This is a genomic window from Streptomyces glaucescens, assembly GCF_002154375.1.
In the GTDB taxonomy this organism is placed as follows: Bacteria; Actinomycetota; Actinomycetes; order Streptomycetales; family Streptomycetaceae; genus Streptomyces; species Streptomyces glaucescens.
This window is the reverse complement of sequence record NZ_MUND01000500.1, coordinates 1-3220: the sequence shown is the minus strand read 5'-3', so window position 1 is coordinate 3220 and position 3220 is coordinate 1. Positions and strand designations below refer to the sequence as shown.

The following is a 3220-nucleotide window of genomic DNA, read 5'->3' as shown; positions in this document are numbered from 1 at the left end:
GGGGCCTGCGCAAGCACCTGGCGCACTCCTCCAGGTGCTTGCGCAGGCCCCGCTCCGCGCGGGTGCGCAGTTTGCGGCGGGCGTAGGTGCCGAGCTGGTCGGCGTAGCGGGCGCACTCCCCGTCGGTGGCGAGGGTGGTGCTGACATGGGCCTGGAGGTAGGCCTGCCGGAGTCCTTCGCGGGCGCGGCTGGCGAGCACGCGTGTGCCGTTGGCGTCGAGCCCGAAGAGTGGGGCGACCTCGCTCGGCGACTCGTCCTCGACCTCGGTGTGCCACAGCACGGCCTGCCAGCGCTCGGGCAGGGAACGGAACGCCCGCATGGCCAGCGACTGCTCGGCCTCGTGCATGGCCCGTACGTCGGCGCCCGGGTTGACGGTGTCGGTGTCGGACGCCTCGGACCCCCTCGCGGCCTGGGCGGCGAACAGTGCGAAGTCGTCGACGAGCTGCTCGCGTCTGGCGGAGCTGATCCAGGTCGCGGCGACGCGGCGGACACTGGTCAGCAGGTAGGCGCGGACGGCATGGTCGGGCCCGGAGCCGCCGCGCACCGCCTGGAGCATCCGGGCGAACACCTCGGCGGTGAGGTCGTCGGCGGTGTGGGCGTCACGGCAGCAAGTGCGCGCGTAGCGGCGCACGGCGTCCGCGTGGCGCCGGTACAGCTCCCCGTACGCCGTGTCGTCGCCGGACCGCATCCGGTCGATGAGTTCGGCGTCGGAGCACGGCAGTTCGCGCGGTGGCGGCAGGACCCCGCTGTCGTCGCGCCGGTCGCGCTGCGCCGGCACGGCCCCCGAGGGACGGAGGCCCGCCGACGGATGACCGGACGACGGATGACCGGACGAAGGGTGGCCAAACGACGGATGACCGGACGACGGGCGGTCGGACGAAGAGCGGTCGGACGGCGGGCGGCCGGCGCGTGCGCCCTGGCCGGACCCCTGGGGTGGAACCCGGCCGTCGGCCTCCGGGTCACCGTCGCCCAGTGACTCGTCCCGCCCGTCAACGCTCATCGCGGAAAGCCCCCGCCGCCAGCCCGACCCGTCCCGACCATCGGGTCAGGGTGCCATACCGGCTTTCGGCCGCGCCCCGGTAGGAGGAGCCATCCACTCGTCCGAGGGGACTTGCCACGGCGCGGCACTGACCGTCACCCGTTCGGGGAAGCCTCACATGACGCCACCGGACGCGACGTTCAGCGGTACGGCGGAGATGCCTGGACCGTCCAGACCGGAGTGCGGGGGAACGAGGAAGGGCGCGGGCACCACGGCACCCACGCCCCCTCACCCAGAGCCACCGGAGGCGACCGTCACGCCGGCCGCGACCGCAGCCCCTCCAGCAGGATGTCGAGCAGTCGCGCCGAGGCCGCCGCCTGCTGCGCCGCGTCCGGCAGCGAGGGCGCCGCCGTCGCGATCACCAGCAGGACGTCCGACACCGACACATCCGGCCGCAACTCGCCCGCCGCGCGGGCCCGCTCCACGAGCTGGCCCACCACGTCGAGCAGCGCCGCCGCGCCCGCGTCGTCCACGGCGGCCGACTGCTCCGCCACCAGCCGCAGTTCGCCGCCGCCCGGCTGGGTCCGCTGCTGCGGGACCCGCGCCTCGTCCGGCCCGTCGCCGTCGTCCTCGGCGACGCCGACCCGCAGCACCTGGGGCGGCAGCAGCCGCCCCGCACCCGAGGCCACCGACGTCCGCAGGAAGCGGGACAGCGCCGACCACGGCTCGTCCTCCTGCCCGAGCGCCGCCCGTGCCTGGTCGGTCAGCCGGGAGGTCTCCTCCTCGGCTATCCGCCGGACCAGGACGTCCTTGCTCGGGAAGCGCCGGTACACCGTGCCGACGCCGACCCGGGCGCGCCGCGCCACGTCCTCCATCGGCGCGCCGTATCCCAGCTCGCCGAAGACTTCGCGCGCCGCGCGCAGTACGTGCTCAAGGTTGCGCTGTGCGTCCACGCGCAGCGGTGTGGTCCGCGCACCGTCCCCGCGTCCGTTGCCCACCGCCGCTCCGACCGCGCCGCCGGGTGCGATGGCCGACGCGGAAGCCCAACGAGAGTCCTGAATGTGCATAACAAATCCCCCGGTAATGACGTCTCCCCCCGGAGACTCTCCCCGCCATTGGTTGCCGGAGCGGCGGGTGGAACCGGCTCGTGTCGTGAGCCAGCCGGTCGAGCCCGCCCGTCGCGGACCCGAGAGGCAGCATCCCCCTACACCCCGTCGAGAGACGAACATAGTTGAGAGACAGTCAATTCAGAAGGGGCAGGTTCCGCACAGAGCGCCCCCCGATCGGAGTACGGGTCGTATACGTCCCGATTCCACCCCCCTATGCCACCCGGCTCACGCCCCCTGACCTGCGGCGCTTCCCCGCCCGCCGGTGATTCGGCCAACCCCGCGCGTACCGGCCGTGCCGTCACACAAATTGCCGGGGCTGTGGACAAACGCAGGCGCCGGGTGCGTCATGGGATGGTGAAGGAACGTGCGCGCATTCTCGTTGTCGGCGGCGGCTACGTCGGGATGTACACGGCCCTGCGTCTCCAGCGGAAGCTGAGACAGGAACTCCGGCGCGGCGAGGCGGAGATCACGGTCGTCACCCCGGAGCCGTACATGACGTATCAGCCGTTCCTCCCCGAAGCGGCCGCCGGCTCCATCTCCCCCCGCCATGTCGTCGTCCCGCTGCGCCGCGTCCTGCCGCACTGCCGCGTCGTCGTCGGCGAGGCACGGTCCGTCCGGCACGCCGAGCGCACCGCCACCGTCACCACCCTCGCCACCGAGGAACAGGGCGCACCCCCCGAGGAACTGACCTACGACGAACTGGTCCTCGCGCCCGGCTCCGTCTCGCGCACCCTCCCCGTCCCCGGCCTCGCCGACCACGGCATCGGCTTCAAGACCGTCGAGGAGGCCATCGGGCTGCGCAACCACGTCATCGAGCAGATGGACATCGCCTCCTCCACCCGCGACCCGGCGATCCGCGACGCCGCCCTCACCTTCGTCTTCGTCGGCGGCGGTTACGCCGGCGTGGAGGCGCTCGGCGAGCTGGAGGACATGGCCCGCTACACCGCGCGGTACTACCACAACCTCACCCCCGACGACCTGAAGTGGATCCTCGTCGAGGCCTCGGACCGCATCCTCCCGGAGGTCGGCGAGGAGATGGGCCGCTACACGGTCACCGAACTGCGCCGCCGCAACGTCCAGGTCCTCCTCGGCACCCGCCTGGAGTCCTGCGCCGACCGGGTCGCCGTGCTCA

Annotated in this window: 3 protein-coding genes; 1 reads left to right on the top strand and 2 read right to left on the bottom strand. The window is 73.1% G+C overall.

Annotated features, from left to right (window positions below; genetic code table 11):
* Both CCN42_RS29495 and CCN42_RS29490 read right to left on the bottom strand, forming a co-directional pair.
* Window positions 1-1000 (bottom strand): RNA polymerase sigma factor (locus CCN42_RS29495; protein ID WP_143662051.1); only part of this gene is annotated, 1000 nt, incomplete at its 3' end.
* A 293-nt stretch (window positions 1001-1293) separates the two neighbouring features.
* Window positions 1294-2046, bottom strand: a complete 753-nt coding sequence (locus CCN42_RS29490) for a TetR/AcrR family transcriptional regulator (protein WP_086740186.1) — start codon at window positions 2044-2046, stop codon at window positions 1294-1296.
* 393 nt (window positions 2047-2439) lie between these two features.
* On the opposite strand from CCN42_RS29490, the gene CCN42_RS29485 reads away from it, so the two are divergent.
* Window positions 2440-3220 (top strand): NAD(P)/FAD-dependent oxidoreductase (locus tag CCN42_RS29485; RefSeq protein ID WP_158102146.1); only part of this gene is annotated, 781 nt, incomplete at its 3' end.

What these genes read in the sequence shown, in the direction of transcription:
- CCN42_RS29490 (WP_086740186.1), bottom strand. Translation starts at nt 2,046, where the DNA reads ATGCACATTCAGGACTCTCGTTGGGCTTCCGCGTCGGCCATCGCACCC.